A 23,598-nucleotide genomic window follows, 5' to 3' on the forward strand; every position below is an offset into this window, starting at 1 on the left:
CCTCTGCTGGTGGGAGGGGACATGCAACGGGGCACAGGGGCGGCGCGCAGGGCTCTGCTGATCGGGATCGGGCAGGCGCCCGCGACAGAGGGAGTCCTCGAACCGCTCGACGAGGTCGTCCAGGCGGACCTCAGGCTGATGCGGTCGGCACTGGACAGCGCCGGGTACGAGGTCGAGGTCCTGCGCGACGCCGGGCTCAGCCGGATCCGGCCGAAGATCTACGAGGTCGCGCGTGACGTCCCCGAGGGCGGCACGCTGCTGCTGTACTTCACCGGTCACGGCGTCAGGATCGGCGGCACCGACTACCTCGTCCCCGCCGACGCCATCCCCCCGGGGGACGGGGTGTGGCAGGAGCCGTACGTCGACTCGCTCCTGCCGGCGTCCATCAGTCCCCTGCTGAAGGACTGCCGGGCCGCCACGGTCCTGTGGGTCATCGACGCCTGCCGCACCCTCACCGACAGCGACGGGGTGGCCTTCGGCAACACCATCGACAACGGTCCGCCGGGCGGCGGCTTCGCGGTGCTGACCGGCTGCTCGGCGGGAGAACGCTGCGGTCACACGGCCGAGGGAAGCTTCTTCACCCGGGGCCTGGCCGACGCGCTGGGCCCGCTCACTCCCGCGCGGACCGTGCAGGACGTGTTCGTCGCGGCCCGCTCCCGCACGCGGGAGGCGGCCCGGCGGCACGGCCTGACCCAGACCGCCGACATCCGCTACGGCACCAACGCCGAGGCGGCGACGCGGGAGACGGAGATCTGCAGCGGCCGCCCGCTGCTGGAGGCCTGGCAGGAGGCGGCGCGCGAGACACCGCTGTGGGACAGGGTCAGACCGGAGGACAAGGACGGCGTCCCCCTCCTGAAGACCCGGCTGAACGACTTCGTCGAGCAGTGCGCGCGCACCCTGCACCACGCCCAGGAACGCCTGCCGCGTCCCGACCCGTGGGCCGACGAGGACTTTCCCGTACGGCTGCTGAGGGACCGGCTGCCCCTCGTGCTCCCCGGGACGGCGGCCCTGTCCTCGGTGGAGGCCGCGCTGCTGGTGGCGGCGCCGTTCCTGCACGAGGCCGCGTGGGCCGACCGGCTGAGCCAGGCGGCCGAGATCGACCCGTACGACGGACGACGCCGGCCCGACGCCGACGCGCACCGCCGGCACTACGAGCAGATCTGCGACCAGCACGCGCGCGTGGCGCGCAAGGCGGCCCAGTGCCGGGCCCGCGGCCGGGTGCAGGACGAGGCGTCGGTGGTGATGTGGCTGGTGCACCGCTGGATCACCGACCGCTTCGAGACGGACGACGAGACGGTGCCCGCCGCCCGGGCACGCGCTCTGGTCACCGCGCTGGGGGTGGACCAGGACCGGGTCCGGGAGCTGTCCGGGCTGCTGTGCGGGCTGGCCTCCGGCATCGGTCTCGACGACGTCCAGGACGATCTGCTCTCCCGGTCGCCGAAGAAGGTGCTGCTGCCCGGCGGCCACCAGCCGCTGCGCATTCGTCCGCTGTGGGCCCTGCTGCGGCTCGCCACCTGCCTGGCCGTGGACGTACGGACCTTCCCCGAGGTCGTCGGGGAGCACCTGGCCGTCACCGATCCCGTGCTCCCGGAGCATGTCATCGGGGTGTCGGGCCGGCTGAGCTGGGACCGGGACGGCGAGGCGCTGGACCTGGACGCCCCCTGTCCGCACCAGGCCGTGCACGCCGCCCTGTCCGAGGTCGTGGAGCACGCGGACCAACTGGCCGCGCAGGTCAAGGATCTGTCCGCCGACCTGCCCGAGGCGGAGGCTGCGCTCCTGGCCGCCGTGCCCACCCGGGTCACCGAGCGCGGGCTCCGCCCGAGGGAGACCGGCTCCGAGGCGCCGTACGCGACTCCCCTGCTGCGATTCCACCTCGCCCAGACGGAGGTGCGCGAGCTGCTGATGGGCGAGCAACTCTACGGCGGCCGACCGGAACTGGCGCTCCGTGAGCTGTACCAGAACGCCATGGACGCCTGCCGGTACCGGGCGATGCGGTGGCGGTACCTGGAGAGCAGCGGGGCCTGTCCCACCGAGTGGACCGGGCGGATCACGTTCACCCAGGGCGAGGACGACCGCGGGCGTTACGTCGAGTGCCGGGACAACGGTGTGGGCATGAGCGCCGAGCAGCTGACGCACACGTTCACCCGGGCGGGGAGCCGGTTCGAGCGGTCGCAGTCGTTCCGCAAGGAGCAGTCACGGTGGCTGCGCCACGATCCGTCGCTCCGTCTGTATCCCAACAGCCGTTTCGGCATTGGGGTGTTCAGCTACTTCATGCTCGCCGACGAGATGACCATCGTCACCCGTCATGTCAGCCCCGAGGGCATGCCCGCCGAGCACGCGCTGCGGGTGGACATTCCCAGCAGCGGCAGTCTGTTCCGGATCCAGCGGCATGCCGGTGCGGACGACGGGATGCAGCAGGGCGGCACTCGGGTGCGGCTCTATCTGCGGGAGGGGGCCGCGAGCGAGGGGCTGTCGTGTCTGCGGGTGCTGCGGGAGCTCGTGCGGGTGAGCGAGTTCCGGCTGACGGTGTCCGAGGAGGGGGGTGGGCCCCCGCACGAGTGGCCGGTCGGGAAGCTGGAGTCGCCGCCCGGCGTGCACGTCGGGGCGTCCCTGGAGGCCGTGCCGGGCGTGCTGTGGTGGGTCACCGGCGAAGGGGCGATCCTCTGCGACGGGATCACGACCGATCGGAAACCGTTCGGGTACGTGCTCGACCTGAAGGGGCCGCACGCCGGTCAGCTGAGCGTCAGCCGGAACGTACTCCAGGACTTCGATCACGGCTGGGCCGAAAGCGTGTGGCGCGCGGGAGCGGGGCCGCTCGCCGAGTGGCCGGAGCTGTCGCTGAAGTGGGTGACGGAACTGGAGTCGAGGGACGTGGATGTCCCACGCGTCCTCGACGAGGAATGGCGGGGCAGGAACGTCGGCCTACGCAAGCCGGACGGGTCCTCGGTCTCGCTGGACACGGTCGGCTGGTTCCAGCTGGACAGTCGGCTCCTCGACCCCGGCATTCCGAATTTTGGCATGCCGGAGATGCTCCCATGGCGCCTGGCAGCGCAGGCGCTGCCCACACGCGTGGAGAGCGCACCGCGGCCGGCAAGCCTGTGCGGTCATCCCGTACCCCGGCCGGGAGACTTCGACATAGCGCAGCCTGGAGCACGTTCCTGGCGTGGGATCGTCATCTGCGCGGAGCGGCGCCGCCTGACGGTGGCCGAGGTTCTGCACCGCAGGCGCAAGCTGCGCATCGTCGATCCGGACCTGGCGCCACCGCCCTTGGCCGTGCCGGATCCGGACTGGATACCGAGCGGGTTGGACCGCCGGCTGGCGGAAGCGCTGGACGGCAGGCCACGAACCGATGGGGGTCGCAACCCCCAGGTCTTCACCGGTGGTGAGGCGGACGACGTCGCGGGCCTGGTCCCGGCCTCGATGCACCTGTCCGTTCCCCTGGGCGCGCTCGCTCGGTCCCTGAACCGCTGTCACGCGCTGCACTCCCTGCGCATCGGCCCGACTCCACCGCACCACGAGAATTACGTGTGCACGGACGACGACGTGGCGTTCCTCCTCGAAAGAGACGGTCCGAGCCTCGACCGGCTGCGCCGGGTGACGGACGGCTGGGACGTCCGCGAGGTGTGTCGCAGGACCGGGGCATCCCCGTCGGACGTCCTGCACAGGCTCTCGGCCTTCAGCTGGCTGGGCTGGTCCGCTCCCTCCGCCGCAGAGATCGCACCCTGGATGGACCTGGACGACGAGGTCGCCGACATCCTGTCCCGCTACCTGATGTCCACACCCGACGGAAGTCCCGAGGTGAGCTACGGTGCGACCGTCGAGTTCGCTTCCCTCGTCGACGAGGACCTGGGCACCGCCGAGCGCCGGCTCGCGCGGATCGTGGCCGAGCTGAACATGACGTATCACCCTCGCTTGGCGGATTCCCGCGCGGGTCGGACCGTCCTCTCCGCAGATGCTGTGACGCTGGTCCGATATCTGGCACTCATCGAGGTCTTCCTGGAGGACGGTCTCGATCCCGAGTCGCTGGTGCTCGCTCAGGGGATCTGGGACGACTTCGACTTGACCGAGGCGGTCGAAGAACTCAAGGCCGCAGGGGTCAGTGTTGCTGACAACATCGGCATCGCCGCCGCCTGGGGTGAGCTGCCCCTGCGCAGCCGCTATGTGCTCTCCGGAAAGAACGCCTCCATGGAGGATCAGAACCAGCCGGCACCGGACATCACGCACGCAGTCCTCTTCAGCGCCGCGAGCCGCCTCAGTGAATCGCTCCACGAGGCTCGGGAACTGGCCGCTGCGGAGGCGGCCCGCTTCCGTCTCACCATTCCTTCCCTGCCGGAGGGACTCGCCGGAATCCGCCCTTCCAGGCATGCCCAGGCGGCTCTCATCTCACATCAGGGCAATGCCTTCAGCGACGCCGGAACCCCTGAGTGGAAGCCGCTCGCCGCGGCGGAACTAGCCACGTACGCCCACCGATCGGCCATCGATTCCGCGACCGCGTACGAGCAACTGTCCGCGCTGCGCCCTCTCGGCGCCCTCGTCCCCGACCTCCCGCCCTCGACCCTGGAAGCCCTGCGCGACCGCGTCCCCGACGACCGTGACCTCCTCGCTCTCTCCCCCGCCCAGCGGCTCTCCCCCGTCGACGGCCCCTACACCGCCCTGGACCTGGTCAGCATCGCCGCCCGCCTCGGCGAGCCCGTCACGGAGACCGTCCGGCGCATCGCCCCTTACGTCCCGCTGCTCCCGGGGAGCGAGCCGCTGCCACCCGCCCCGGGCGCCATTCCCCTGTGGCAGGACCTGGCCGTGCTCAGCCGGCACTTCGACGGCCGACTCCCGGCGGTTGGAGGCCGGGTGACGAGGAGCCACCTGGGCCTCGCCGCCGCGGCGGTCGGTGAGACCGAGGCCTGGGTCATGGACCGCCTTCGCATCTACCGCACGATGTTCGACCTGGAACTGGACGACTCCGAATGACCCAACACCCCACCCCCAGCCATGACTTCGCGGCCGCCTACGCCGAGGACGACCTCGGGACGGCACCGACGCCCTTCACCCGGCGTGCCTCCGCCGACGGTCACGGCGTCATAGTCGAGGGCAACTGCCCCCGCTGCCACGGCCGGACGACCACCGAGTACCGTCACGGCCTTCCCGGCACCGGCACCAAGGGTCTGCTGTCCTGGCTCGCGGGCAGTACCGGCAAGCCACGGGACGACGCGGCGGTCCTGGTCCAGGAGGTGCACTTCTGCGAGTGCGGCCACCCGCACCCGAACCTCCCGGCGGACGCCCCCGCCGGCTGCGGCGCCAGCTGGCGCATCGCCACGCTCGTCGAGGGCGGGACCCCATGAACGCCCAGTCCGCGCGCCGTTGGGCGCAACTCGCCCGGGAGCTGGAGTTCACCCAGCTCCCGGAGCTGCGCCGACAGGCGGAGGGCTGGCGGACGGGGCTCACGGGACTGACGGCGCTGCTCGCCGTCCTGGTGACCCTGAAGGGCCGCGACGACCTGGCCCAACTCCCGGCCGGCGCACAGCTCGCGGCCGGCGTCGCGCTGGGTGCCGCGTTCCTGCTCTTCGTCGTCGGCTCGATCCTCGCGGTCCGTGCCGCGCACGGCCACCCCGGCGACCGGGTGCTGCTCGCGGGCCAGGCGCTGCGCCGCTGGACGGAGGACGAGGTGACCCGGGTCACCCGCTCCCTGCGCTACGCCTCCCTGTGCTGCGGCGCGGGCCTCGCCCTGGTGGCCGGGGTCGTCGTCCTGGCCTGGGTGACCACCGAGTCGCCGCCGGACCATCTGGTGCGGGTCACGACGACGACCGGACAGCGGTGCGGGGAGTTCGTCGGTTCGGGTCGCGACGGGGTCGTACTGAAGATCGAGCGGAAGCGGGTGCTCCTGCCCGCGGGCACGGTGACGGCGGTGTCTCCCGTCACCTCCTGCGGCGCAGCGCAATAAGGGGGCCGCACGACCGGGACCACACGCGTCGCCCTGCGAGCGACTACCGCCGGTCGCTCAAGTCCGGCTCGGACTCGGCCGGAGTCTTGAACACTCGGGTGTCGTGGCACGTATCTGTGGGCCAAGGGTCAAGTCCCCACGGAGGAACCGTGACCACCACGATCGCAGGCGGACGTGCCGCCCGCCGACAGACGATGCGCCGTATCCGTCCGCGCCGCTCCCCGGCAGTCCCGCTGCTGCTCGCCGTGTGGGCGGGCGCGGCGGCCGTGCTGTGGCTGTGGTGGCACAACACACCGTCCATCGCCGACGACAACAGCAGGATCCTGAACGCGGGCCGGATCACCGGCCTGCTCGCCGGCTATCTGATGGCCCTGGTCGTCCTCCAGATGGCCCGGGTGCCCGCCCTGGAGCGGCGGGTCGGCTCCGACCGCGTCGCCCGCTGGCACGCGATGAGCGGCCGCTACACGCTCTGCCTGGTCGTCGCGCACGTCTTCCTGATCATGTGGGGCTACGCGCTGCAGGCCGGCAAGACGCTGGGCGACATCGTCCAGCAGACCGTCGACTCCATCAACCAGCTGCCGGACATGGGCAAGGCCGCGATCGGCACCGGTCTGCTGTTCCTCATCGGGCTGGTGTCGATCGGCGGCGTGCGCAAGCGGATGCCGTACGACACCTGGTACCACATCCACCTGATGACGTACGCCGCGGTGTTCCTGACGTTCTGGCACCAGATCACCACCGGCAACGACTTCGCCGTCGAACCCACCGCCAAGACCTTCTGGTACGTCCTGTACGGCTCGGTCACCCTGCTGGTGATCTGGTACCGCATCCTCACCCCGATCCGGCTGAACCTGCGTCACCGCATGCGTGTCGAGGCGGTCATCGAGGAGACGCCGGGCATCGTGTCGGTGCTGATCGGCGGGCGGAAGCTGCACCGGATGGGCGCGGAGGCCGGGCAGTTCTTCCGGTGGCGGTTCCTGGCGCCGGGCATGCGGTTCAGCTCGCACCCGTACTCGCTGTCGGCGGCGCCCCGCCCGGACCTGCTGCGGATCACGGTGAAGGCGATCGGCGACCACAGCTCGGCGCTGCGCGGGCTGAAGCCGGGCACCACGGTGTGGGCGGAGGGCCCGTACGGCGCCCTGACGGCGTCCCGCCGCAGCCGGGGCAAGGTCCTCCTGGTCGCGGGCGGTGTGGGCATCACGCCGATGCGCGCGCTGTTCGAGACGCTGCCCGGCGCGGCCGGGGACCTGACCCTGCTCTACCGGGCCAACACCACCCAGGACCTGGCCCTGTGGGACGAGCTGGCCGGCATCGCCAAGGAGCGCGGCGCCCGGCTGATGTACGCGGTCAACAGCCCGGAGGGCGAGCGGCCGGACATCTCCGCGGAGAGCCTCCAGCGGAAGATCCCGGACATCGATCGCCACGACGTGTTCATGTGCGGCCCGCCCGGGTTCGCGCAGTCGGTGTACGAAGCACTGCGCGGTGCGGGGGTCCCCGCCCGCCGCATCCATCACGAGTCGTTCGAGATGTGAGCGACGGGGAACGACGAAACCTCCACGGGAACCCGACGGGAAATCAGGAGCTCAGAAGAAATGCGGAAGAGCCACCCCATTCGACGCGTCGTGCTGGCCACCGCCGCCACCGTCTCCGGTGTCGTCCTCCTGCTGTCGCTGAAACCGGCCACGGACCCCACTTCCGCCTCCGCGGCGGGCGCCGCGGCGCAGCAGTCGGCGGGCGCGCAGGACTCGCCGCAGGGCGGCGCGCAGGCCGCCGGCGCCGGCACGGTCACCGGTGACGCGGCCCAGACCCAGTACGGCGCCGTGCAGGTGCGGCTGACGGTCAGCAACGGCAAGATCACCCAGGCCGAGGCGGTGCAGGCGCCCAAGGGCGGCACCAGCGACCAGAAGACCGCGCTCGCGGTGCCCAGGCTCAACCAGGCGGCCGTGGCGGCGCAGAGCGCGCAGATCGACTCGGTGTCCGGAGCGACGTACACGAGCACCGGCTACAAGAAGTCGCTGCAGTCCGCGCTGGACAAGATGAAGGCGGCGGGCGGTTCCTCGCAGGGCGGTGGGGCTCCGTCGGCCGGGGCCGGGCAGGCCGCGAAGACCGTGACCGGGCAGGTGGCACAGACCCAGTACGGGCCGGTGCAGGTCCGGATCACGGTCGCCGGCGGGAAGATCACCAAGGCGGAGGCGGTGCAGGCGCCCAAGGGCGGGACCAGCGACCAGAAGACCGCGCTCGCGATGCCCAGGCTCAACCAGGAGGCGGTGGCGGCCGGCACCGCGGACATCGACTCGGTGTCCGGGGCGACGTACACGAGCACCGGTTACAAGCAGTCGCTGCAGTCCGCGCTGGACCAGGTCGGCGGCTGAGGCCGTGGCGGAGTCCGCAGAAGCTCCCGCCGCGGTGCGCCGGGCGGAGGAGGTCATGGGGACCGTCTTCTCCTTCGACGTCCGCGGCGGGGATCCCGATGCGGTGCGGGCGGCTCTCGACGAGGCCGTCGCCGGGCTGCACCGGGTCGACGCCGTGTTCAGCACCTACCGGGACGACAGTCAGATCTCGCGGCTGGCCCGTGGGGAGCTGACCGTGGACCGGTGCGATCCCGAGGTCGCCGAGGTGCTGGAGCTGGCGGACGAGGCGGAGCGGGTGACCGACGGCTGGTTCAGCCCGCGTTACCTGGGGCGGATCGACCCGACCGGCATCGTCAAGGGCTGGGCCGCCGAGCGGGCGGCGCGGCAGGTCGCCGCCGTCGGGGTCAGCGGGGTGAGCGTGAACGGCGGCGGGGACGTGCAGATGTACGGCGCGCCCGCGCCGCACCGGCCGTGGCGCGTCGGCGTGTCGGATCCGCTGCGGCCCGGTGGGCTGGCGGCGGTGATCTCGTCCGCCGGTGTCTCGGAGCTCGCCGTGGCCACCTCCGGCACGGCGGAGCGCGGCGCCCACATCGTCGATCCGCGCACCAAAAAGTCCGCGGTGACCGACCTGGTGGCGGTGACCGTGGTCGGGCCCAGGCTGACCTGGGTGGACTGCTGGGCCACGGCCGCGTTCGCGATGGGCTCGCGGGCGGCGCTGGCCTGGCTGGAGTCACTGCCCGAGGTGGAGGCGCTCCTGATCACGGCCGGCGACGAGGTCCGGTGCACCGGAGGGCTGGCCACCCGGCTGGGCTAGATGCACTCGGCCGTCATGTTGGTGACACGCCGCCCGCCCGCACGCGGACTCCCGCTCAGTGCCCGTTCTGGGCCAACCGGAGCAGATGGTCCGCCAGCGCCTGGCCGCCCACCGGGTCCCGGCTGATCAGCAGCAGCGTGTCGTCGCCCGCGATCGTCCCGAGGATGTCGTGCAGCTCGGCCTGATCGATGGCCGAGGCCAGGAACTGCGCCGCGCCCGGCGGGGTGCGCAGGACCACGAGGTTGGCGGAGGCCTCCGCCGAGATCAGCAGCTCCTGGGACAGCCGCCGCATCCGCTCCTCCTTGGCGGACTCCCCCAGCGGCGCGCGGGGGGTGCGGAAGCCCCCCTCGCTCGGCACCGCGTAGATCAGGTCGCCATCGGTGTTGCGGATCTTCACCGCGTTCAGCTCGTCCAGATCCCGGGAGAGCGTCGCCTGGGTGACGTTCAGCCCGTCGTCGGCGAGCAGCTTCGCCAACTGGCTCTGCGAGCGCACCGGTTGCCGGTTGAGGATGTCCACGATCCGGCGGTGGCGGGCGGTACGGGTCTGCGGCACGGCGGGCCCGGCGCCCGTCTGGTCGTGGTCCTGCGCCTGGCTCATCGTCGTCTCATTCTCCGGATCGTCCGTCCCCGTGCACTGCGTCGAGGATGCCGGGCAGCGCCCGGAGAAGAGCGTCCGCCTCGTCGTCGTGGAGGTTCAGCGGTGGCATCAGCCGTACGACGTCGGGGGCGGGCGCGTTCACCAGGAAACCGGCCTCCTGAGCCGCCTGCTGCATCTGGGGCGCGAGCGGCTCGGTGAGCACGATACCGAGCAGAAGGCCCGCACCTCGGACATGGCCGATCAACGAGTGGCCCAGTGACTCGATTCCGTCCCGCAACCGCCCGCTCTGCCGCTTGACGTTGTCCAGCAGCCCCTCGTTCGCGAGGGTGTCGAGTACGGCGAGTCCGGCCGCGCAGGCGACCGGGTTGCCGCCGAAGGTGGTGCCGTGCTGGCCCGGCTGGAGGAGGTCGGCGGCGCGGCCGAAGGCGACGGTGGCGCCGAGCGGCAGTCCGCCGCCGAGGCCCTTGGCCAGGGTCACGATGTCGGGCAGGACTCCCTCGTGGGCCTGGTACTCGAACCAGGTGCCGGTGCGGCCGATCCCGGTCTGCACCTCGTCCAGGACCAGGAGGGCCCCGCTGGCGGCGGTGATCGCGCGGGCCGCCTTCAGGTAGTCGGCCGGCGGGACGACGACGCCGTTCTCGCCCTGGATGGGCTCGATGACGACGAGGGCGGTCTGCTCGGTCACGGCAGCGGCCAGCGCCTGGGCGTCGCCGTAGGGCACATGGGTGACGTCGCCGGGCAGCGGCAGGAAGGGGGCCTGCTTGCCGGGCTGGCCGGTGAGCGCGAGGGCACCCATCGTGCGGCCGTGGAAGCCGCCCTGGGTGGCGACCATGTGGGTGCGCCCGGTCAGCCGGCCGATCTTGAAGGCGCCCTCGTTGGCCTCGGCGCCGGAGTTGCAGAAGAACACCTTGCCGTCCCGGCCGAAGAGCTGGAGGAGGCGTTCGGCGAGGGCGACGGGGGGTTCGGCGACGAAGAGGTTGGAGACGTGGCCGAGGGAGGCGATCTGCCTGCTGACGGCCTCGACGACGGCGGGGTGGGCGTGGCCGAGGGCGTTGACCGCGATGCCGCCGACGAAGTCGACGTACTCCGTGCCGTCGGCGTCCCACAGCTTCGCGCCCGCGCCGCGCACGAGGGGCAGCCGGGGGGTGCCGTAGTTGTTCATGAGCGCGCCCTGCCACCGCGCGGTCAGTTCCTGGTTGCTCATGACTCCCCCTGTCCGTCCGGCAGTGCGTGCGACTGTGCGTTCGGCGTCTCGTCGGGCACGACCATCGTGCCGATGCCCTCGTCGGTGAAGATCTCCAGCAGGATCGAGTGCTGGACCCGGCCGTCGATGACGCGGGCGGTGCGGACGCCGCCTCGTACGGCGTGCAGGCAGCCCTCCATCTTCGGCACCATGCCGGAGGACAGCTCCGGCAGCAGCTTCTCCAGCTGGGTCGCGGTGAGGCGGCTGATCACCTCGTCGCTGTGCGGCCAGTCCTCGTAGAGGCCCTCGACGTCCGTGAGGACCATGAGGGTTTCGGCGCCCAGTGCCGCAGCGAGTGCCGCAGCCGCCGTATCAGCATTGACGTTGTAGACATGTCCGTCGTCCTGACTGCGGGCGATGGAGGAGACGACCGGGATGCGGCCGTCGGCGAGCAGGGCCTCGATCGCGCCCGTGTCGATCTCGGTGATCTCGCCCACCCGCCCGATGTCGATCAGTTCGCCGTCGATCTCGGGCTGGTGCCTGGTGGCGGTGATGGTGTGCGCGTCCTCGCCGGTGAGGCCGACGGCGAGCGGTCCGTGCTGGTTGAGCAGGCCGACCAGCTCGCGCTGCACCTGCCCGGCCAGCACCATCCGTACGACGTCCATGGCGTCCTCGGTGGTGACCCGGAGGCCGGCCCTGAACTCGCTGACGATGCCGTGCCGGTCGAGGGCGGCGCTGATCTGCGGGCCGCCGCCGTGCACGACGACGGGCTTGAGGCCGGCGTGCCGCAGGAAGACCACGTCCTGGGCGAAGGCCGCCTTCAGCTCCTCGTTGACCATGGCGTTCCCGCCGAACTTGATGACGACGGTCTTCCCGTGGTGGCGGGTCAGCCAGGGCAGCGCCTCGATGAGGATCTGGGCTTTGGGGAGTGCGGTGTGTTTCCGGGTGGGTGCGTTGCTCATGACGAGTAGGCGCTGTTCTCGTGGACGTAGTCGGCGGTCAGATCGTTGGTCCAGATGGTGGCGGTCTCGGCGCCCGCGGCGAGGTCGGCGACGATGTGCACCTCGCGGTAGCGCATGTCGACCTTCTCGCGGTCCTCGCCGACGCCGCCGTTCTTGCACACCCAGACGCCGTTGATGGCGACGTTGAGCCGGTCGGGCTCGAAGGCGGCCGCGGTGGTGCCGATCGCGGACAGGACGCGGCCCCAGTTGGGGTCCTCGCCGTGGAGGGCGCACTTGAGGAGGTTGTTGCGGGCGATGGAGCGGCCCACCTCGACGGCGTCGTCCTCGGTCGCGGCGTTGATCACCTCGACCTTGATGTCCTTGCTCGCGCCCTCGGCGTCCCGGACGAGCTGCCGGCCGAGGTCGTCGCAGACCTGTCGTACGGCCTCGGCGAACTCCGTGTACTCGGGGGTGACCCCGGCGGCGCCGGAGGCGAGCAGCAGCACGGTGTCGTTGGTGGACATGCAGCCGTCGGAGTCGACGCGGTCGAAGGTGACCTTGGTGGCGGCGCGCAGCGCCCGGTCCAGTACGTCGTTGTCGACGTCGGCGTCGGTGGTGAGGACGACCAGCATGGTGGCGAGGCCCGGCGCGAGCATGCCGGCGCCCTTGGCCATGCCGCCGACGGTCCAGCCGTCCCGGGTCACGACGGACGTCTTGTGGACGGTGTCGGTGGTCTTGATGGCGATGGCCGCCTTCTCGCCGCCGTGCTCGGAGAGCTGGGCGGCGGCGGTCTCGACGCCCGGGAGCAGCCTGTCCATCGGGAGCAGGACGCCGATCAGGCCGGTGGAGCAGACGGCGACCTCGATGGGGCCCCGGCCGAGGACGTCGGCGACCTTCTCGGCGGTGGCGTGGGTGTCCTGGAAGCCCTTCGGCCCCGTGCAGGCGTTGGCGCCGCCGGAGTTGAGGACGACCGCGGAGACCTGGCCGCTCTTCATGACCTGCTCGGACCAGAGCACGGGCGCGGCCTTCACACGATTGGAGGTGAAGACACCGGCGGCGGCGCGGCGGGGCCCGTTGTTGACCACGAGGGCCAGGTCGGGGTTGCCGTTCTCCTTGATTCCGGCGGCGATGCCCGCCGCCGTGAATCCCTTGGCTGCCGTGACGCTCAAGGCGCGACTCCGATCGTGGAAAGCCCCGTGGTCTCGTCGAGCCCGAGGGCGAGGTTCATGCTCTGTACGGCACCGCCCGCGGTGCCCTTGGTCAGGTTGTCGATGGCGCTGATCGCGATGATGCGGCCCGCCGCTGCGTCGTGTGCGACCTGCACCTGAACGGCGTTCGAACCGTAGACGGACGCGGTGGCGGGCCACTGGCCCTCGGGCAGGAGGTGGACGAAGGGCTCGTCGGCGAAGGCCTTCTCGTAGGCGGCGCGCACGGACTCGGCGGTGACGCCTGGCCTGGCCCTGGCACTGCACGTGGCGAGGATGCCGCGGGGCATCGGCGCGAGGGTGGGGGTGAAGGACACCGAGACCGGCTCGCCGGCGGCCGCGCTGAGGTTCTGGATCATCTCGGGGGTGTGCCGGTGGCCTCCCCCGACGCCGTACGGCGACATGGACCCCATGACCTCGCTGCCCAGCAGGTTGGGCTTGGGGGCCTTGCCGGCGCCGGAGGTGCCGGAGGCGGCGACGATCACGGCCTCGGTCTCGGCGAGCCCGGCCGCGTAGGCGGGGAAGAGCGCGAGGGAGACGGCGGTCGGGTAGCAACCGGGCACCGCGACGCGCTTGGACCCCTCCAGCGCGGCTCGGGCACCCGGAAGTTCGGGGAGGCCGTAGGGCCAGGTGCCGGCGTGCGCGGAGCCGTAGAACCGCTCCCAGTCGGCGGCGTCCTTCAGCCGGAAGTCGGCGCCCATGTCGACGACGAGGACGTCCGGTCCGAGCCGCTCGGCGACGGCGGCGGACTGTCCGTGGGGCAGGGCGAGGAAGACGACGTCGTGCCCGGCCAGGGCCTCGGCCGTGGTCTCGGTCAGCACGCGGTCGGCCAGCGGCAGCAGGTGCGGCTGGAGCGCGCCGAGCCGCTGACCGGCGTTGGAGTTGCCGGTCAGGGCACCGATCTCGACCTCGGGGTGCGCGAGGAGCAGCCGCAGGACCTCTCCGCCCGCGTACCCGCTCGCTCCGGCCACCGCCGCTCGTACCGCCATGTCACCCTCCTCCTGGATGGCATGACTATACGTATCGCTGCACTTTTATGCAATGCGCGCTCCTAGGCGGCCCCTATCTCCACCTCTGCCTCCACCTCCGCCTCCACCTTCGGGAGCATGATCCGGCGGGAGACCACGAAGGTCACCGGGATGGCCGCCGCGGACGCGAACAGCGGGGCCGGCCGACTCCCGGCGTGCAGCACCTCGACGATCACGTACACGCCCGCGGTGGTGACCAGGAAATTGGTGGCGTTCGTCAGGGGGAACAGCAGGAATTTCCGCAGGGTCGGCCGCGTCCGGTAGGTGAAGCGCGCGTTCAGGAAAAAGGATCCCGCCATACTGATCAGGAATGCGAGGACGTGAGCGCCGAGATAAGGCAAAAGGGTGAGGAAGAAAAGGTAAAGACCGTAATACGTGGAGGTATTGATGACACCGACCACGCCGAAGGTCAGGATCTGCCGCGATATCGGGCGGGCGAGCAGGGTGCGCATCAGCGGATGAGGCCCTTCATCCGTTCCACGTTGGTCGCCTTCACCAGGAAGTGCGGGCGTCCCTTGACCTCGTAGTAGATCCGGCCGATGTACTCCCCGATGACCGCGATCATGATCATCTGTACGCCGGCCAGGGCGTTGACGGCGGTGATGATCGTGACGTAGCCCGGCGTCTCGACGCCGTTGACGAGCGCGGCCACCACGATCCACGCCGTGTACACCCCCGCGCACAGCAGCAGGCCCAGGCCCAGGTAGAGGGCGGCCCGCAGCGGCCTGTTGTTGAACGAGATCAGACCGTCGAGCCCGTAGTTGAGCAGGCTGCGCAGGCTCCACGAGCTGCGGCCGTGCTCGCGCACCGCGTTCTCGTACTCGAAGGTGGTGCTGGGGAACCCGACCCAGGCGAACAGGCCCTTGGAGAAGCGGTTGTACTCGGTGAGGGCCAGGACCGCGTCCACCGCGCGCCGCGACAGCAGGCGGAAGTCACCGACGCCGTCCACGAGTTCCACGTCGACGAGACGGTTGATGAGCCGGTAGTACAGGCGGGCGGCGACGGTGCGGGCGAACCCGTCGCCGGTCCGGGTGCGCCGGGCGAGGACCTGGTCGTAGCCCTCGTCGCGCAGGTCCACCATCCGTTTGATCAGTTCCGGCGGATGCTGCAGATCCGCGTCCATGACGATCACGGAGTCCCCCGCGGCGTGCCGCAGGCCGGCGAGCAGCGCCGCCTCCTTGCCGAAGTTGCGGCTGAAGGAGACGTACCGGACGCGCGAGTCCTCTTCGGCCAGCCGTTTCAGGGCGCCCAGGGTCCGGTCGCGGCTGCCGTCGTCGACGTACACGAACTCCATGTCGTGGCCGAGCGGCAGGAACTCCTCCGCGACCTGCTGGATCCGGTCGTGGAAGCGCTCGATGACGTCCTCTTCGTTGTAGCAGGGTGCGACGATCGAGATGAGCATGGTTCTCCCCCAGTGGACACGGTTCACAGCGCGTTGGTCAGGCGCCCGGGCGCCGGTGTGGTCGTCGGTGGCGTGGGGCGGCCCATGGCACGCCGTCGGCGGACGACGGACAGGACACCGAGCAGGATCAGGGCAAGGAGCGAGACGCCCCCGGCCGTCGCGCCCAGCCGCAGGCCGGGCGGATGGAACGTGCAGGTGAGGCTGGTCGACGAGCCGTCGAGCGGCACCGCGACGAGTCCGTAGTACTCACCGGCGGGTACGGCGGAACGATTCCCCGTGGCGCAGCGCCAGCCGGCGGTCCGCGGGACGGCTACGACGGCGGTCCCGGTGCTGCCGGCGGGCAGTTCGGCGTGGAGGGTCGCGTCGGAGACGGTCACTCGGGTGGCGCCGGTGGCCTTGAGCCGGTCGACGGCGGCGCGCAGCCGGGCGGTGTCCAGGCAGCCGACCGCGCCGTCCCGGACGACGCTGGTCCGGTTCGGGGACAGGTCGATCCGCAGCCGTCCGGAGGCCGGGACCCTGCCGAGCCGCTGCATGGACGCGATCTTGGTGACGGGGTGGTCGGACCTGAACAGCCCGGTCGGGCCGTCGGCCGGGGCACCGGGGAGCCGGGCGGTGCCGGAGAAGTGGGGCGCCCACAGGTAGACCGCGCTGCCGGCCGGGCACCGGGCGGTGATCGTCGGCGTCGGCACGGCGGTCCCGGAGGTTCCGGCGGGCAGGGGGCCGAGCCGCAGGCCCGGCCGCTCGTCGTCGCTGCGGTCCGGCCGCTTCCCGGCGGCGGTGCGCACGGTGAGCCGGGGCACGGTGTAGACGCGGCTGCCCAGCAGCAGTTCCTGGTTGTGGTACGGCGACGGGCCGAAGGCGGCGGGGCCGGTCCGGGTGTGCCCCGGACGCACCGTCACCAGGGGCGGGACGTCCTGCCGGGACACGGTCACCCCGCTGCCGTCCTGCGCGAACCACGCCTGGTGCGGGTCCGGCGGGGAGTGCACCCGGGCGCCGACGGAGAAGATCACGTCCGTGACGGCGTTGTCGAGGCTCTGCAGGTTCCGGCCGCGCGAGGTCCAGCCGTCGCCGAGGGCGGTGAGGGTGCGGCTGAGCACGTCGGAGGTCAGGCTGCTGTAGTACTGCGCACCCTGGCCGCCCACCATCAGCGGGTCGTTGCCGACGGTCTGCTCACGGCCCGGGTCGGTGCGGTAGCGGGGCCAGTCCTCGGCCCGCGCGATCGCCTCCGACTGCTCCTGCTGCCGCTCGCCCCAGGGCGCGTAGTCGTCCATGTGCGCGAGCCGCAGCCTGGTGGCCACCGCGGCGGTGGCGGTGGCCTCGCCGAACTGCGCGCCGACGAGCAGCAGTATCGCGAGCCCCGCCGGGGTGACGCGACGGCCGAGGCCGGCGAAACGCGTCCGGCCCGCGAGGACGCCGTCCTTGCGGTCGGCACCCGAACGCTCGTCGCCCGTGCGGTGGTTGCCCGCGTGGTCGTCGCCGGCGCGGTCGTCGCCGGCGCGGTCGTCGCCGGCGAGCCTGAGCAGGGCCAGCCCGCCCAGCGCGCCCACGGCGGCGAGCAGGAGCACCGGCCAGGCGAAGGGGCGCACCACCCGGCTCAGGCTCGCGACGACGGCGATCAGCGCGAGCAGCGCGCCCGCCGCGTACAGCGCGCGCCGGTCGGGCGGGCCGTACGAGAGGGAGTGCCAGGCGGCGATCACCAGCAGCGCGCACAGGACGAAGGCCTGGCGGTAGGAGCTGCCCTGCGGTGTGGCGAAGGCGTGCCAGACCAGATGGGTCGGCCCCCACTGCATCGACAGCGCCACCCCGACCACCAGCAGCGTCCACCCCCCGCGCACCCGCGGGGGCACCGACCGGTGGAACGGCAGGGCGAGGACGAGCAGCAGCGCCGTGACGCCCACGTACAGGGCGGGCGAGCTGAAGCTGTACGTCGTCGGGAGCAGCCGGGCGAGCAGGTCCTCGCTCGGCACCGGGGCGAAGTGCCGGACCCGGCCCGGGTAGGCGTGCCGGGTGCCGAAGTAGACCACCGCCACCAGCGGTGCGGCCAGGCCCACGCCGAGCGCCACGGTCAGGGCGCCGCGGCCGGCCGCCGCCAGGGCCCGGCGGCGCGGCAGATCGGCGAGCAGCAGCCGGAGCAGCAGCACCAGGACGGCGCCGATGGTGGCCATGTAGGCGGTGTAGAAGTTGGCGATCCAGGCGAGTGCCACGACCAGCACGCCGAGCATCCGGCGCCGTCCGGTCAGCGTCCACTCGCCGACCAGGCACAGCAGCGGCAGGGCGACCAGGCCGTCGAGCCACATCGGGTTGTACGCGGCGTCCGCCACGCTCCAGCCGCACAGCGCGTAGGAGGCGCCCAGGAGCCCCGCCGCCCACCAGCGGCCGGGGCGCAGGGTGAGCAGCAGCCAGGCCATGGCGGCGCCGGCGGACGCCATTTTCAGCAGGGTGACCACATAGACAGCGAGGTCGATCTCGTCACGCGGGAACAACCCGACGAGCAGGGCGAACGGGCTGCTGAGGTAGGTCCCGAGGTCGGGGAGGAAGCTCGCGCCGAATCCGGACTGCCAGTTGACGAGGAGGCCGCCGTCGGCCCGTCCGTGCAGCAGGTCCCACAGGTGGGCGTGGAAGGGCACGTACTGGTTGCCGAGGTCGTTGACGGAGCGGGTGCGGGGCCCGAAGGGGTAGCTGCGGGCGACCACGTCCGCGGCGCACAGGGCGATGACGGTGATGGCCGCAGCGAGCAGGGAGGCCGCTTTCCCGGGGCCGCTCAGCAATGCCGGACGCATCGTCGGTTTCACACCCTGTTCCCGTCCGTGCGGCGTCGCCGGTTCCCGGGAACATCGGCCACGGACAGGGTCGTGCCGTCCATTCTCGGTAACCCCCAGAAGATTTGTGACGCGGCGCGTCTCGGTCCGGGGTTGTCGCCCCCGCGCCTGTTCGATTCGCCCCCTTAGACGGGCCTTCATTCCGGATGGTTGTGCCGCTCTCAAAAATTGACGAAGTGAATTCCGAATACACGTCACCGACATAAGGAAATCACCGGTTATCACTCGGAAAACAAACGTCGTCGCCCATATGAGCCGCAGGTGAACCGATATCGGGCTTGACCTGGAGCGCACTCCAGGTTCTACGGTCGTGTCATGACCGACGGACAGCCCCTCCGACAGGACGGGGAGACCTCCCTGACCATCGCTCAGGTCGTCGAACGCACCGGCCTGTCGCACGACACGCTGCGCTACTACGAGAAGGCCGGCCTGATCGAGCGGGTCGGCCGGACCAGCGGCAACCAGCGGCGCTATCGGGCGGCGGACCTGGCCTGGCTGGAGTTCCTGCTGCGGCTGCGCGAGACCGGCATGTCGATCGCGGACATGCAGCGTTTCGCGGGGCTGCGGGCAAAGGGGGACGCGACGGTCGCCGACCGGCTGGCGATGCTCCGGGAGCACCGGGCCGGGCTGGCGGAGCGGATCCGGGCGCTCAGGCGCAACGCGTCGGCCCTGGACGACAAGATCGATCACTACGTACGGCTGCTGCACGAGCGGGAGCCGGGGACGGACGAGCCGACATGACCGAGAGCACCACCCGTGACGAGCGTTTCGCCCATGGCCTGGAGGTCCTGAAGAAGGTCGACGGCGAGGCGGGGCAGCGGGTCGTCGACTCGCTCGCCGACATCAGCCCGGAGCTCGGCCACCAGATCGTCGCCTGGGCGTTCGGCGACATCTACGACCGGTCCGGCCTCGCCCCGCGCGACCGCCAGCTGGTGACGCTGGGCATGCTCACGGCGCTCGGCGGCTGCGAGGCCCAGCTGGACGTGCACGTCAACGCGGCACTGAACGTGGGGCTCACGGCGGAGCAGATCGTCGAGGCGCTGCTGCACTCCGCCGTCTACTGCGGCATACCGAAGGCGCTGAACGCCACCTTCGCCGCGAAGAAGGTGTTCGCCGAGCGCGGGCTGCTGCCGCTCGGGGAGCAGCCCGCCCAGGGCGCCGCGGCCGCCTCCGCCTGATCCGCGGGAAGGCGATCGGGTCGACGGGACGTAGGGTCGACGGTGGCGCCATCGGGACAGCAGCGGAAGGGGTGACGATGGGCGAGTTCTGGCCCGTGCCGGACGCCCTGGCCCATCTGGCCGGGCGCTGGCGCGTGGAGCGGAGCGTGCGGGACCTGGCGAGCGGCGACGAGGGCCGCTTCGAGGGCGTCACCGTCTTCGGCCCCCTGGTGGGCGGCGGCCTGCTGCACGAGGAGTCGGGCACGTTCACCTGGCGGGGCGTCGCGCGGCCGGCCGAGCGCACCCTGCGTTTCCTGCCGGGCGCGGCGCCGGGCACCGCGGACGTCCGGTTCGCGGACGGTCGGCCCTTCCACGACCTGGACCTGGCCTCCGGCCGGTACGTCGCCGACCACCCCTGCGCGGCGGACCTCTACCGGGGCGAGTTCACCGTCCTGGACCGGGACCACTGGCGGACGGTGTGGCGGGTCGGCGGACCCGCGAAGCACCTGGTGCTCACGACCGAGTACACACGCGTGAATTGAGGGGGACTCCCCCTACGCGCGGGTGCGTTGGGCGGACGCGCCGTCGAAGCGGAGGTTCCAGCGACCCCTGTGGCCGGTGACGGTGGTCGTCGACAGGGGGCGGACGTCGATGTTCCAGTACGTCGAGGGCGGCGCCTTCAGGACGTACACGAGGGCGGCGCGGATCACGGACGGTTCCGCGACGGCGACGATCCGGCCGCCGTCGTCGCCGGGGCGGGTGTCGAGCCAGCCGCCCACCCGGGAGATGAAGGACAGCAGCGACTCGCCGCCGTGCGGAGTGGAGCGCGGGTCGGCGAGCCAGGCGTCCACGGCCGCCGGTTCCCGGGCCATCGCCTCACCGAGCGTGAGCCCGCGCCAGCGGCCCATGTCGCAGTCCCGCAGGGCGAGCTGCACCAGGGGGGCGAAGCCCAGGGCGTCCCCGGTCGCGCGGCTGCGCGGCGTCGGGGAGCAGTAGCGCAGCTCGGCCGCGCCAAGAGGCAGCAGATCCCCCGCGAGACGCTGCACCTCGTCCCAGCCCGCCTGATCCAGCGGCCGGTCGTCCTCGAAGCGCTCGGCGAGCCGCGGGGAGCTGCGCGCCGCGGCGACGAACGTGACCCGAAGTTGCATGCGGGAATGGTGTGACGCTCAAGTGTTCAGGTCAAGGGTCGCCGCCTGTGCGTTACCTGAGGTGCGCGAAACCTTACTCGAAGGTAAGGATTTGCCGGACAAGTCACCCGAAAGGCCATGCGCACGGCACCCCGAGGTCACTCGAACATGAGCGCCATCCACTGGTCCGGCCGCGCCAGCGGGGCGAAGCCGAGCTTCCGGTAGACCCCGTGCGCGTCCGCCGTGGCGAGCAGGACGCGTCGCACCCCGTACGGCCGCAGGTGCTCGCGCACGCCTCCGACCAGGGCCGTGCCCACGCCCTTGCCGCGCACCGAGGGGTCGACGTACACGTCGCACAGCCAGGCGAACAGCGCATGGTCGGTCACCACGCGCGCGTAGGCCACCTGCTCCCCCGACGCCTTGTCGTACACCCCGAAGTTCAGCGAGGCCGCGGCCGCGCGCTCGTGCTGCTCGCGGGGGCGGTCCATCGCCCAGTACGCGTCGGTCGACAGCCACCCGTGGACGCGGGCGATGTCGATGCGCTCGGGGTCGGTGGAGATCTCGTAGCCCTCGGGAAGGTCAGGTGCGTCGCTCATGCGGGGATGCTCGCAGGCGGCTCGGGCCCGCGTCGAACGGTTTCCCCGGCGGCGCGTCCCCACGGCGCCCGGTTGCTAAAGCACCTCGTCGCACGCCGCCCGCAGCCGCCGTACCCCCTCCGCGATCTCCCCCGTTCCCGCGACCGCGGCGAAGCTCAACCGGATGTGGGCGGCCGGGGGTTCGGCGCTGAAGTAGGGGCGGCCGGGAGTGATCGCGACGCCCGCGCGCAGGGCGGCGCCGGTCAGCGCGGTGTCGTCGGTGCCGTCGGGGAGGCGGAGCCAGAGGTGGTAACCGCCGGACGGGACGTGCGACAGGGCGAGCTCGGGGAGGTGCAGCCGGAGCGCGGTCGTCATGGCGTCGCGGCGGGTCTTCAACTCGGCGGAGACGGTGTGCAGATGGCGGGGCCAGGCGGGTGAGCCGACCAGTTCGAGCGCCGCCTCCTGCAAGGGGCGCGGGACGAAGAAGGTGTCGACCACCTGGATGGCGCGCAGCCGCTCCAGGACCGGGCCGCGGGCGGCCAGGGCGCACACCCGGAAGCTGGGCGAGGTCGCCTTGGTCAGCGAGCCGACGTGCACCACGACTCCGTCGGCGTTCTCGATGTCCTCGGCGGCCAGCGGGCGCGGCAGCGGACCGGCGTCCGCGTGCACCAGCCGGCGGACGAAGTCGTCCTCGACCACGAAGGCCCCCGCCTCGCGGGCGATGCGCAGCACCTCGACGCGCCGGGCTGGGGCGAGGACCGCGCCGGTCGGGTTCTGGAACAGGGGCTGGCAGACGAACACCCGGGCGCCGGTGGCCCGGAAGGCATCGGCCAGCAGATCGGGCCGCACCCCGTCGGGGTCCACGGGCACGGGCACGGGGCGCAGTCCGGCCGCGCGGGCGATCGCCAGCATGCCCGGGTAGGTGGGCGACTCGACGAGCACCGGCGCGCCCGGCGGGGCGAGTGCGCGCAGCGCGGTGGCGAGCGCGACCTGGCCGCCCGCGGAGACCAGCACCTCGGCCGCGCCGACGGTGCCGCCGATACTCCGCGCGAACCACTCCCGCAGCTCCGGCAGTCCTTCCATGGGCGGCCGCCCCCAGGCGCCGGGGCGCCGCCCGGCGCGGGCGAGCGCGGCGGCCATGGCCCGCTCGGGCTGGAGCGAGGGGTGCAGATAGCCGCCGCTGAGCTCCAGCACGCCGGGCGGCGGGGCGGCGAGCGAGACCGTGACCCCGGAGGCGTCCACGGTGCGCGGTACGAGGTCGGCGGCGCCCTCGGCGCTGAGCGCGACCTCCTGCCAGGAGGTGTCCCCGGCGGGTGCCGCCGCGGCGCGCGGGTGCGCGCGGAAGGCGCCGGCGCCGGGCCGGGTGATCACGAGGCCCTCGGCGGCCAACTGTCCCAGGGCGCGCGAGACGGTCACCGGGCTCACCCGGAACCGCTCGACGAGGGTCCGGCTCGACGGGAGCTTTCCACCAGGTGAGTAGCGGTGGAGTTCCTGTCGCAGTCGGTTCGCCAGTTCGGTGACACTGCTACTCTCGTGCATGAGAGCACAGAGTAGCGCTACCAGCGCAAGCCCGATAGCGGTCACCCTGCCCCGAGAGCGTCCCGGCCTGGGCACCCTGCAGGCCGCTCTCGGTGTCGTCGCCTTCTCCCTCACCTTCCCGGCTACCGCGTGGGGTCTGGAGGGCTTCGGGCCCTGGGCGCTGGTGGCCGTACGGAGCGTCCTCGCCGCGACGATCGCGGGCTGCTGTCTGTTCGCCCTGCGGATCCCGCTGCCCGAGCGCGGGCACCGGCTAGGCCTCGCCGTGGTTGCCGCCGGAGTGGTGCTCGGCTTCCCCCTGCTGTCCACGCTCGCCCTGGAGACGTCCACCACCGCCCACGCGGCCGTGGTGGTCGGCCTGCTTCCGCTGACCACGGCGATCTGCTCCGCCCTGCGCATGGGCACCCGCCCCTCCCGCACCTTCTGGGTGGCGGCCCTGGCGGGCGCGGCCGCCGTGCTCGCCTTCACCGTGCAGCAGAGCGGCGGCGCGCTCACGGCCGCCGACGGCTACCTGTTCGCGGCGCTGCTGGTGTGCGCGGCCGGCTACACCGAGGGCGGCCGGCTGGCCCGGGTCATGCCGGGCTGGCAGGTCATCGGCTGGGCGTTGGTGCTGTGTCTGCCGCTGACCGTGCCGGCCGCCGCGCTGGCGCTGTCGTACGAACCCGTGCGGCTGACGGCGCACTCCGTGGCCGGTGTGCTGTGGGTGGCGGCGGGCTCGCAGTTCCTGGGTCTGGTCGTCTGGTACCGGGGCATGGCGGCCGTCGGAGTTCCGAAGGCCAGCCAGTTGCAGTTGGCCCAGCCGCTGCTCACACTGGTGTGGTCGGTGCTGCTGCTGGGCGAACACCTCACGGCGGCCGCTCCCCTGGCCGCCGCGGCCGTGCTCGTGTGCATCGCCGTCACCCAACGATCGCGTTCGTGAGGAGGCCC

At 72.1% G+C, this 23,598-nt stretch carries 21 protein-coding genes; 10 read left to right on the top strand and 11 right to left on the bottom strand.

Annotated features, from left to right (window positions below; translation table 11 throughout):
• Positions 1–21: 21 nt before the first annotated feature.
• From ACWGKT_RS22055 to ACWGKT_RS22080, 6 genes are all read left to right on the top strand, one after another.
• Positions 22–4,965, top strand: a complete 4,944-nt coding sequence (locus tag ACWGKT_RS22055; RefSeq protein WP_453275022.1) for an HD domain-containing protein — start codon at positions 22–24, stop codon at positions 4,963–4,965.
• A complete protein-coding gene (locus ACWGKT_RS22060; RefSeq protein WP_356143770.1) occupies positions 4,962–5,336 on the top strand; it encodes a hypothetical protein in 375 nt (124 codons plus the stop codon). Before ACWGKT_RS22055 ends, ACWGKT_RS22060 begins: the two co-directional genes overlap by 4 nt.
• Positions 5,333–5,935, top strand: coding sequence for a hypothetical protein (locus tag ACWGKT_RS22065; RefSeq protein ID WP_356143772.1), 603 nt, complete (start codon positions 5,333–5,335; stop codon positions 5,933–5,935). The genes ACWGKT_RS22060 and ACWGKT_RS22065 overlap by 4 nt, the downstream gene beginning before the upstream one ends.
• A gap of 149 nt (positions 5,936–6,084) precedes the next feature.
• Entirely contained in the window at positions 6,085–7,467 is a 1,383-nt protein-coding gene (locus ACWGKT_RS22070; RefSeq protein WP_453275023.1) for a ferredoxin reductase family protein, read from the top strand.
• A 60-nt stretch (positions 7,468–7,527) separates the two neighbouring features.
• The gene (locus ACWGKT_RS22075; protein WP_453275024.1) at positions 7,528–8,307 is read left to right on the top strand and encodes an FMN-binding protein; all 780 of its coding nucleotides are present in this window, start codon (positions 7,528–7,530) and stop codon (positions 8,305–8,307) included.
• Between the two features lie 55 nt (positions 8,308–8,362).
• Positions 8,363–9,100, top strand: a complete 738-nt coding sequence (locus ACWGKT_RS22080) for an FAD:protein FMN transferase (RefSeq protein WP_453275025.1) — start codon at positions 8,363–8,365, stop codon at positions 9,098–9,100.
• A gap of 55 nt (positions 9,101–9,155) precedes the next feature.
• Here ACWGKT_RS22080 and ACWGKT_RS22085 read toward each other — a convergent pair whose 3' ends face one another.
• The 8 genes from ACWGKT_RS22085 to ACWGKT_RS22120 form a co-directional block, all read right to left on the bottom strand.
• Positions 9,156–9,698 (bottom strand): arginine repressor, encoded by a 543-nt coding sequence (locus ACWGKT_RS22085; protein WP_356143780.1) that lies wholly within the window; start codon positions 9,696–9,698, stop codon positions 9,156–9,158.
• A gap of 7 nt (positions 9,699–9,705) precedes the next feature.
• The gene (locus ACWGKT_RS22090) at positions 9,706–10,902 is read right to left on the bottom strand and encodes an acetylornithine transaminase (RefSeq protein ID WP_453275026.1); all 1,197 of its coding nucleotides are present in this window, start codon (positions 10,900–10,902) and stop codon (positions 9,706–9,708) included.
• Positions 10,899–11,843 (bottom strand): acetylglutamate kinase, encoded by a 945-nt coding sequence (gene argB, locus ACWGKT_RS22095; RefSeq protein WP_453275027.1) that lies wholly within the window; start codon positions 11,841–11,843, stop codon positions 10,899–10,901. Before argB ends, ACWGKT_RS22090 begins: the two co-directional genes overlap by 4 nt.
• Complete coding sequence (argJ, locus tag ACWGKT_RS22100) at positions 11,840–12,991, bottom strand: bifunctional glutamate N-acetyltransferase/amino-acid acetyltransferase ArgJ (protein WP_453275028.1); 1,152 nt, start codon at positions 12,989–12,991, stop codon at positions 11,840–11,842. Before argJ ends, argB begins: the two co-directional genes overlap by 4 nt.
• Positions 12,988–14,016, bottom strand: coding sequence for an N-acetyl-gamma-glutamyl-phosphate reductase (gene argC / locus ACWGKT_RS22105; protein WP_453275029.1), 1,029 nt, complete (start codon positions 14,014–14,016; stop codon positions 12,988–12,990). The genes argJ and argC overlap by 4 nt, the downstream gene beginning before the upstream one ends.
• Positions 14,017–14,078: 62 nt before the next feature.
• Positions 14,079–14,507, bottom strand: coding sequence for a GtrA family protein (locus ACWGKT_RS22110; protein ID WP_453275030.1), 429 nt, complete (start codon positions 14,505–14,507; stop codon positions 14,079–14,081).
• Positions 14,507–15,457: a glycosyltransferase family 2 protein gene (locus ACWGKT_RS22115; RefSeq protein WP_453275031.1), complete on the bottom strand. Its 951-nt coding sequence runs from the start codon at positions 15,455–15,457 to the stop codon at positions 14,507–14,509. Before ACWGKT_RS22115 ends, ACWGKT_RS22110 begins: the two co-directional genes overlap by 1 nt.
• A gap of 23 nt (positions 15,458–15,480) precedes the next feature.
• The gene (locus tag ACWGKT_RS22120; protein WP_453275032.1) at positions 15,481–18,237 is read right to left on the bottom strand and encodes a YfhO family protein; all 2,757 of its coding nucleotides are present in this window, start codon (positions 18,235–18,237) and stop codon (positions 15,481–15,483) included.
• A gap of 354 nt (positions 18,238–18,591) precedes the next feature.
• Between ACWGKT_RS22120 and ACWGKT_RS22125 the strand changes: the two genes are divergently transcribed.
• The 3 genes from ACWGKT_RS22125 (at position 18,592) to ACWGKT_RS22135 (ending at position 19,975) form a co-directional block, all read left to right on the top strand.
• Positions 18,592–19,017 (top strand): MerR family transcriptional regulator, encoded by a 426-nt coding sequence (locus ACWGKT_RS22125; RefSeq protein WP_356143795.1) that lies wholly within the window; start codon positions 18,592–18,594, stop codon positions 19,015–19,017.
• Entirely contained in the window at positions 19,014–19,454 is a 441-nt protein-coding gene (locus ACWGKT_RS22130; RefSeq protein ID WP_453275033.1) for a carboxymuconolactone decarboxylase family protein, read from the top strand. Before ACWGKT_RS22125 ends, ACWGKT_RS22130 begins: the two co-directional genes overlap by 4 nt.
• A gap of 77 nt (positions 19,455–19,531) precedes the next feature.
• Entirely contained in the window at positions 19,532–19,975 is a 444-nt protein-coding gene (locus tag ACWGKT_RS22135; RefSeq protein WP_453275034.1) for a DUF6314 family protein, read from the top strand.
• A 12-nt stretch (positions 19,976–19,987) separates the two neighbouring features.
• On the opposite strand, the gene ACWGKT_RS22140 is transcribed toward ACWGKT_RS22135, so the two are convergent.
• The 3 genes from ACWGKT_RS22140 to ACWGKT_RS22150 form a co-directional block, all read right to left on the bottom strand.
• Positions 19,988–20,581, bottom strand: a complete 594-nt coding sequence (locus tag ACWGKT_RS22140) for a histidine phosphatase family protein (protein WP_453275035.1) — start codon at positions 20,579–20,581, stop codon at positions 19,988–19,990.
• A gap of 137 nt (positions 20,582–20,718) precedes the next feature.
• Positions 20,719–21,156 (bottom strand): GNAT family N-acetyltransferase, encoded by a 438-nt coding sequence (locus tag ACWGKT_RS22145; protein ID WP_453275036.1) that lies wholly within the window; start codon positions 21,154–21,156, stop codon positions 20,719–20,721.
• A 75-nt stretch (positions 21,157–21,231) separates the two neighbouring features.
• Positions 21,232–22,674, bottom strand: a complete 1,443-nt coding sequence (locus ACWGKT_RS22150) for an aminotransferase-like domain-containing protein (RefSeq protein ID WP_453275037.1) — start codon at positions 22,672–22,674, stop codon at positions 21,232–21,234.
• Here ACWGKT_RS22150 and ACWGKT_RS22155 point away from each other — a divergent pair.
• Positions 22,673–23,590: a DMT family transporter gene (locus ACWGKT_RS22155; RefSeq protein WP_453275038.1), complete on the top strand. Its 918-nt coding sequence runs from the start codon at positions 22,673–22,675 to the stop codon at positions 23,588–23,590. The genes ACWGKT_RS22150 and ACWGKT_RS22155 overlap by 2 nt on opposite strands.
• Positions 23,591–23,598: the final 8 nt, after the last annotated feature.

It is taken from the genome of Streptomyces sp. NPDC054794 (genome assembly GCF_053611585.1).

Coding starts and splice junctions, on each gene's coding strand:
- ACWGKT_RS22055 (WP_453275022.1), top strand. CDS start 22: ATGCAACGGGGCACAGGGGCGGCGCGCAGGGCTCTGCTGATCGGGATC.
- ACWGKT_RS22060 (WP_356143770.1), top strand. CDS start 4,962: ATGACCCAACACCCCACCCCCAGCCATGACTTCGCGGCCGCCTACGCC.
- ACWGKT_RS22065 (WP_356143772.1), top strand. CDS start 5,333: ATGAACGCCCAGTCCGCGCGCCGTTGGGCGCAACTCGCCCGGGAGCTG.
- ACWGKT_RS22075 (WP_453275024.1), top strand. CDS start 7,528: ATGCGGAAGAGCCACCCCATTCGACGCGTCGTGCTGGCCACCGCCGCC.
- ACWGKT_RS22080 (WP_453275025.1), top strand. CDS start 8,363: ATGGGGACCGTCTTCTCCTTCGACGTCCGCGGCGGGGATCCCGATGCG.
- ACWGKT_RS22085 (WP_356143780.1), bottom strand. CDS start 9,698: ATGAGCCAGGCGCAGGACCACGACCAGACGGGCGCCGGGCCCGCCGTG.
- ACWGKT_RS22090 (WP_453275026.1), bottom strand. CDS start 10,902: ATGAGCAACCAGGAACTGACCGCGCGGTGGCAGGGCGCGCTCATGAAC.
- argB (WP_453275027.1), bottom strand. CDS start 11,843: ATGAGCAACGCACCCACCCGGAAACACACCGCACTCCCCAAAGCCCAG.
- argC (WP_453275029.1), bottom strand. CDS start 14,016: ATGGCGGTACGAGCGGCGGTGGCCGGAGCGAGCGGGTACGCGGGCGGA.
- ACWGKT_RS22110 (WP_453275030.1), bottom strand. CDS start 14,507: ATGCGCACCCTGCTCGCCCGCCCGATATCGCGGCAGATCCTGACCTTC.
- ACWGKT_RS22115 (WP_453275031.1), bottom strand. CDS start 15,457: ATGCTCATCTCGATCGTCGCACCCTGCTACAACGAAGAGGACGTCATC.
- ACWGKT_RS22120 (WP_453275032.1), bottom strand. CDS start 18,237: ATGCGTCCGGCATTGCTGAGCGGCCCCGGGAAAGCGGCCTCCCTGCTC.
- ACWGKT_RS22125 (WP_356143795.1), top strand. CDS start 18,592: ATGACCGACGGACAGCCCCTCCGACAGGACGGGGAGACCTCCCTGACC.
- ACWGKT_RS22130 (WP_453275033.1), top strand. CDS start 19,014: ATGACCGAGAGCACCACCCGTGACGAGCGTTTCGCCCATGGCCTGGAG.
- ACWGKT_RS22135 (WP_453275034.1), top strand. CDS start 19,532: ATGGGCGAGTTCTGGCCCGTGCCGGACGCCCTGGCCCATCTGGCCGGG.
- ACWGKT_RS22140 (WP_453275035.1), bottom strand. CDS start 20,581: ATGCAACTTCGGGTCACGTTCGTCGCCGCGGCGCGCAGCTCCCCGCGG.
- ACWGKT_RS22145 (WP_453275036.1), bottom strand. CDS start 21,156: ATGAGCGACGCACCTGACCTTCCCGAGGGCTACGAGATCTCCACCGAC.
- ACWGKT_RS22155 (WP_453275038.1), top strand. CDS start 22,673: ATGAGAGCACAGAGTAGCGCTACCAGCGCAAGCCCGATAGCGGTCACC.
- ACWGKT_RS22150 (WP_453275037.1), bottom strand. CDS start 22,674: ATGCACGAGAGTAGCAGTGTCACCGAACTGGCGAACCGACTGCGACAG.